The organism is Pseudoroseomonas cervicalis ATCC 49957 (assembly GCF_000164635.1).
In the GTDB taxonomy this organism is placed as follows: domain Bacteria; phylum Pseudomonadota; class Alphaproteobacteria; order Acetobacterales; family Acetobacteraceae; genus Pseudoroseomonas; species Pseudoroseomonas cervicalis.
On sequence record NZ_GG770777.1, the window covers coordinates 1203346 to 1209309 of the forward strand.

Here is a 5964-nt window from a genome sequence, read left to right on the forward strand (position 1 = left end):
CAGGCCGCTTCGCGCTGCGGCCGCACCGCCGGCACCTGGCGCAGATGCCCGCCCGGCGTGCCGCCGGGGACGCTGGCGCAGAGATCGGCGGCCGGCAGCAGCCGGTCGAAATCGATCCCGGTCGCCGCCCCCATGCGGTGGAACATCCACACCAGGTCCTCGGTCGCGGTGTTGCCGGTGGCGCCGGGGGCGAAGGGGCAGCCGCCCAGGCCGCCCGCCGCGCCATCGAACACCCGCACCCCCGCCTGGTAGGCGGCCAGCGCATTGGCCACGCCCAGGCCGTAGGTGTCATGGCCGTGGAAGGCCCAGGGGTTCTCCCAGGAGGCGATGGTGTGGCGGAACAGCGCCCCCACCTGGTCCGGCGCCGCGTTGCCCGTGGTGTCGGCGATGCCGATCTCCATGCCGAGGTCGAGGGCGAAGACCCGCTCGATCACGTCGATGGCGTCGGGCACCGGCACCACCCCCTCGAAGGGGCAGTGGAAGGCGCAGGAGAGGTTGAAGCGCATGGCGACGCCCTGCCGCCCGCCCTCGCGCACCAGCTCGGACAGCTCGGCCAGGCTCTCGGCGCGGCCGCGGTTCAGATTGGCGCGGTTGTGCGATTCGGTGACCGACATGAAGAAGCCCAGCCGGTCGGCGCCGGCCGCCATGGCCAGGTCGAAGCCCTTGCGGTTCGGCACCAGCACGGTGCATTCGAGGCCCGGCAGCGCCTTGGCGGCGGCCAGCACCTCGGCCGTGTCGGCCATCTGCGGCACATGGCGCGGGCTGACGAAGCTGCCCACCTCCATCCGCCGCACGCCCGCCTCGTACAGCGCGCGGACCATGGCGATCTTGCGCTCGGTCGGCACGAAGGGGCCGATGGATTGCAGCCCGTCGCGCGGCGCGACCTCGCTGATGGTGACGCTCTCGGCCATGTCTCAGCCCTCCTCGCCCAGCCAGTCCCGGAACACCTGCGCGTTGTGCGCCCCGATGGCCGGTCCCGTCCAGCGCACCATCTCCGCCGGGGCGACACCATCGAAGCGGAACGGCGCCGCCGGGTGCAGCACCTGGCCGATCAGCGGGTCCTGCACCGCCATCACCGTGTCGCGGGCGCGGAAATGCGGGTCCTCGGCGATGTCCTTGATGTCGTAGAGGCGCGAGCACGGCACCTCGGCGCCTTCCAGGATGTCCTGCGCCTGCTTCGCCGGCAGGGTGCGGGTCCAGGCGGCGATCGCCGCATCCAGCTCCGCCGCATGGGCGCAGCGCCCGGCATTGTCGGCCATGCGCGGATCGGCGGCGAGCTCCGGCCTTCCGATCGCCGCCATCAGCCGGCGGAAGATCAGGTCGGAATTGCCGGCGACGCAGAGCCATTTGCCATCGGCGCAGGGGTAGGTGTTGGTGGGCGCGGCGGTCGGGATGGCGGCGCCGGCCGGCTGGCGGATCTTCCCCGTCAGCCCGTATTCCGGGAGCATGCCCTCCATCAGGCTGACCACGCTGTCGACCAGGTTGATGTCGATGATGCGGCCCGCCCCGCCCTGCCCGGCATCGCGCCCCCAGCAGGCCGAGACCACGGCCATCGCCGCATACATGCCCGCCAGGTCGTCGCTGATGGAGATGCCGCAGCGCGGCGGCGGCAGCTCGGTCTGGCCGGGATTGGCGGTCAGGTGGCGCAGCCCGCCCATCGCCTCGCCGATGGCGCCGAAGGCCGGCTTGTCGCGATACGGCCCGTCCTGGCCGTAGCCGGAGATGCGGGCGATCACCAGCCGCGGATTGACGCCGTGCAGCACGGCGGGGCCGAGGCCGATTCGCTCCAGATAGCCGGGACGGAAATTTTCGATCAGCGCATCGGCGCGGGCGGCCAGGCCCTTCAGCCGCGCCTGGTCGCGCGGATCCTTCAGGTCCAGCGTCACCGAGAGCTTGTTGCGGCCATGGATGCTGAACCACACCGGATGCCCGTTGTGCCGGCTGCCCCAGCCGCGGATCGGGTCGCCCTCGGGCGGCTCGACCTTCACCACCTCGGCGCCCAGATCGGCCAGCAGCCGGGTGGCGAAGGGTCCGGCGATGTAGTGGCCCAGCTCCAGCACACGCAGCCCGGCCAGCGGCAGGCGTGGCGCGGCGCCGTCTCCGCTGTCCTGGCGCACCGAGGATGGCGTTGCACTCATGCGCGATGGGTTCCCTTCCTGGCATGGATCGGCTTGGGGGCCACGGCCCCGTGCCCGCCCGCCGGGGCAGGCCCCCCGTGCTTGGCCTCCGCCGCGCTTCCCCGCAAGTGTTTCCGTCCGCCCCCGGCCGGCGCGGCACCCGGCGTTTTTTTGCGCCGCACAGGGCTTGGGCACGGCCGTTTAAACCGCGCATCAACCATCCCGCGCCATGATGTCGCCGGGCCAGCAACCCAGGCCCTGTCTCTCCCGATCGGCACCGGACCCCAAATCACCGGTGCCGCCGCGCCACCCAGCCTTGCCGGCGCGGTCCACTCTGGGGCGGATCCTCCCCCGGGATCCGCCCCGATTTTTTTGCGGGGCTCGCGGCCTTTATCGCAGTGCAGCATGGGCCGATGATCACCGGCTTGCCGAACTGCCGGAGCCGCCCCATGCCCCCCCTGCCTCCCCGCCCCCGCCCTGCCCGCCCGCGGCCGGGAGCGCCGTCATGATCCGCGGCCTGGCCCTGCTGCTGCTCTGCCAGCTCTGCGGCGAGGTCGCGGCGCGCGCCCTGCACCTGCCGGTGCCGGGGCCGGTGCTCGGCATGGTGCTGCTCTTCGCCGGGCTGCTGCTGCGCGACCGGCTGCGCGACGACGGCGCCGAGCCCGAGGCGCCCGGCACCCCCGGCCTCGGCCAGACCGCCGACACGCTGCTCACCCATCTCGGCCTGCTCTTCGTCCCGGCCGGGGTCGGCGTCGTGGTCTACCTGCCGGTTCTGGCGCGCGACTGGGCGCCGCTCTCGCTCGCCGTGCTGGTGGGCACGCTGGCCGGCATCGGCTTCACCGGCTGGCTGGCCGAGCGGCTGATGCGGAGGCATGGCTGATGGTCGATCTGCAGGAGATCTGGGTCTATCTGGCGCGCGACCCGCTGGCGGCGCTGACCGCCACGCTGCTGGCCTGGATGGCGGGGCTGCGGCTCGCCGCGCTGTGCCGATGGCACCCGGCGGCCAATCCGGTGCTGTTCGCGGTGGCGCTGCTGGCCACCGGGCTGCTGCTCACCGGCATCGACTACCGCCTCTACTTCCAGGGCGCGCAATTCGTGCATTTCCTGCTCGGCCCGGCGACGGTGGCGCTGGCCGTGCCGCTCTACCGGCAATGGCAGCATGTGCGCAGCTCCGCCCTGGCGGCGGTGGTGGCGACGGTCAGCGGTGGCATGGTGGCGGCTTCGGTGGGGGTCGCCCTCGGCCTGGCTTTGCACGCGGCGCCCGAGGTGACGGCGAGCCTGGCGCCGCGCTCCGTCACCACCCCCGTCGCCATGGGCATCGCCGCGCAGATCGGCGGGCTGCCGGGGCTGACGGCGGCGGTGGTGCTGGCCTCCGGCGTGGTCGGCGCGACGCTCGGGCCGCTGGTGCTGAACCTCGCCCGGGTGCGGGACTGGCGGGCGCGCGGCCTGGCCATGGGCACGGCGGCGCATGGGCTCGGCACGGCGCGCGCCATCTCGGTCAACGCCACGGCCGGGGCCTTCAGCGGGCTGGCCATGGGGCTGAACGCCCTGGCCACCGCCCTGCTGCTGCCGCTGCTCTGGGGGTTGCTCTTCGGCTGATACGGATCGGCAAGCAAAGGAGACGCCCCACCCGGGCGGGCGCCGCCGCGATCCGGCTAGGCTGCCCCCGACGGCCCGGCCGCCCCGCCGCGCCACGCCAGGGAGCCGAAAAATGCACCACGCCAGCCCCGACCTGCCGCACCACCCGGAGTTGCACCGCCTGGCCGCGGCCCTCCGCGCACAGCCGGCGCTCGCCGAGCGCTATGCGCGGGCCGCCGACCTCGACACGCTGCAGGCCCGGCTGTCCGAGGATGGCTATGCCGTGCCCCGCGCCGCGCTGGAGCGCGCCATCGCGCAGAGCGAGCTGGACGAGGCGCAGCTCGACCAGGTGCAGGGCGGCGGGGCGATGATCGCCATGCTGGTCACTTTTCTGGCCGGCATGGTGCTGAGCGGCGTCGGCATCGGTGCGGGCGTCAGCGCCCGGAACAGTGCCCCCAGCAGCGGCGAGGGCCGCACGAGCATTGGCTTCGCCGGACGCGCCGACTGACGCCCCGCGCCGCCGGCGGCCCGCCTCCCCCCCTCCCGGAAAGACTCCGATGCCCGACGCCACCGCCCCGCTTCCCCATCCCGAATTGCAACGCCTGGCCGAGGCGCTGCGCCAGCAGCCGGCGCTGGCCGCGCGCTATGCCGGGGCCACCGACCTCGACAGCCTGGCCCGCCGGCTGGAGCAGGATGGCTACGCCGTGCCCCGCGCCGCGCTGGAGCACGCCATGGCGCAAAGCGAGCTGAGCGAGGCGCAGCTCGACCAGGTGCAGGGCGGCGTGGATCTGGATTACCTGCTCTACATCTTCGCGGTGAGCCAGAACCCCGACATGAACCAGACCTTCCAGCAATGGACCGACAGCCGGCGGCACGGCTAAATCCCCCTTCGCACGCTGGCGTGGCGGTTCTACCCTCCCCCCCACACGCCGGAATGACATGGCGAGGGGAGTACAGGGATGCTGCGGAGACAATTCGGCGCCGTTCTGGCGCTTGGTGCCACCCTTCTGGCCGGCGGCGCCGCGGCCCAGCAGCGCGACCTCACGGTCGTCTCCTGGGGCGGCGCCTATCAGGACGCCCAGCGCGAGATCTTCTTCCGGCCCTTCCAGCAGCAGACGAACACCCGCCTGCTGGAAGAGACCTGGGATGGCGGCGTCGGCGTGCTGCGCGCCAAGATCCAGTCCGGCGCCAACAACTGGGACGTCGTCCAGGTCGAGAGCGAGGAGCTGCTGCTCGGCTGCGAGGAAGGCCTGTTCGAGCGGATGGATTTCTCCGCCATCGGCGGGCGCGACCATTTCATCCCGCAGGCGGTCAGCGATTGCGGCGTCGGCAACATCCTCTACTCCTTCGTGCTGGCCTATGACCGCGCCCGCATGCCGGATGGCCCGCGCAACTGGGCGGATTTCTTCGACACCACCCGCTTCCCCGGCAAGCGCGCGCTGCGCCGTGGCCCGAAGGTGACGCTGGAGATCGCCCTGCTGGCCGATGGCGTGCCGCCCGGCGAGGTCTACCGCGTGCTCGGCACCCCGGCGGGCGTGGACCGCGCCTTCCGCCGGCTGGACGCGCTGAAGCCGAACATCGTCTGGTGGGAGCGCGGCAGCCAGCCGGCGCAGCTGCTGGCCAGCGGCGAGGTCGCCATGACCAACGCCTACAATGGCCGCATCACCGCCGCCAACCAGAATGACGGGCGCAATTTCGGCATCGCCTGGGCCAACAACCTGTTCACCCTGGATTCCTGGGTGATCATGAAGGGCAGCCCGAACCGCCAGCGGGCGCTGGACTTCATCCGCTTCGTCAGCCAGCCGCAATTGCAGGCGCAGCTGCCGCCGCGCATCCCCTATGGCCCGACGGCGCGCGGCGCGCAGGACGGGCTGCCGGCCGAGGTGCTGGCCAACCTGCCCACCACCCCGGCCAATGCCGAGGGCGCGCTGCAGATCAGCGACCAGTTCTGGCTCGACAATCTCGACCGGCTGAACCAGCGCTTCAACAACTGGGTGTCGCGGTAAGCGTGCGGAGACGCTGGATGGCGGCGGCGCTGGTGGCGCCGCTGCTGCTCTTCCTGCTGGCGGTGTTCGTGCTGCCGATCGGCGCCTTCCTGCTGCGCGCCGTGCAGGAACAGGATGTCGCCCCCGTCCTGCCGCGCAGCGTCGCGGCGCTCTCCGCCTGGGACGGGCGCGGCCTGCCGGACGCGGCGGCGCATGCCGCGCTGATCGAGGATCTGCGCGAGGCCCGCGCGCGCGACCAGGAAAGCGGCGCCGGCGGCATCGCC

Annotated in this window: 7 protein-coding genes and 1 pseudogene; 6 read left to right on the top strand and 2 right to left on the bottom strand. The window is 72.8% G+C overall.

What is annotated here, in order from left to right:
- Together HMPREF0731_RS05220 and HMPREF0731_RS05225 are read right to left on the bottom strand one after the other, a co-directional pair.
- Positions 1-911 (bottom strand): hydroxymethylglutaryl-CoA lyase (locus HMPREF0731_RS05220; protein WP_007002996.1); only part of this gene is annotated, 911 nt, incomplete at its 3' end.
- A gap of 3 nt (positions 912-914) precedes the next feature.
- On the bottom strand, positions 915-2138 hold the full coding sequence (locus HMPREF0731_RS05225; protein WP_007002997.1) for a CaiB/BaiF CoA transferase family protein: 1224 nt from the start codon (positions 2136-2138) through the stop codon (positions 915-917).
- Between the two features lie 484 nt (positions 2139-2622).
- Here HMPREF0731_RS05225 and HMPREF0731_RS05230 point away from each other — a divergent pair, with 484 nt between their 5' ends.
- From HMPREF0731_RS05230 to HMPREF0731_RS24980, 6 genes and pseudogenes are all read left to right on the top strand, one after another.
- Complete coding sequence (locus HMPREF0731_RS05230) at positions 2623-2997, top strand: CidA/LrgA family protein (RefSeq protein ID WP_007002999.1); 375 nt, start codon at positions 2623-2625, stop codon at positions 2995-2997.
- Positions 2997-3716, top strand: coding sequence for an LrgB family protein (locus HMPREF0731_RS05235; protein WP_007003000.1), 720 nt, complete (start codon positions 2997-2999; stop codon positions 3714-3716). The genes HMPREF0731_RS05230 and HMPREF0731_RS05235 overlap by 1 nt, the downstream gene beginning before the upstream one ends.
- A gap of 112 nt (positions 3717-3828) precedes the next feature.
- Complete coding sequence (locus HMPREF0731_RS05240) at positions 3829-4203, top strand: hypothetical protein (protein ID WP_007003001.1); 375 nt, start codon at positions 3829-3831, stop codon at positions 4201-4203.
- Between the two features lie 49 nt (positions 4204-4252).
- Positions 4253-4576, top strand: a complete 324-nt coding sequence (locus HMPREF0731_RS05245) for a hypothetical protein (RefSeq protein ID WP_007003002.1) — start codon at positions 4253-4255, stop codon at positions 4574-4576.
- A 78-nt stretch (positions 4577-4654) separates the two neighbouring features.
- On the top strand, positions 4655-5701 hold the full coding sequence (locus HMPREF0731_RS05250) for an ABC transporter substrate-binding protein (RefSeq protein WP_007003003.1): 1047 nt from the start codon (positions 4655-4657) through the stop codon (positions 5699-5701).
- 17 nt (positions 5702-5718) lie between these two features.
- A pseudogene (locus tag HMPREF0731_RS24980) lies at positions 5719-5964 on the top strand (ABC transporter permease); the annotation flags it as partial.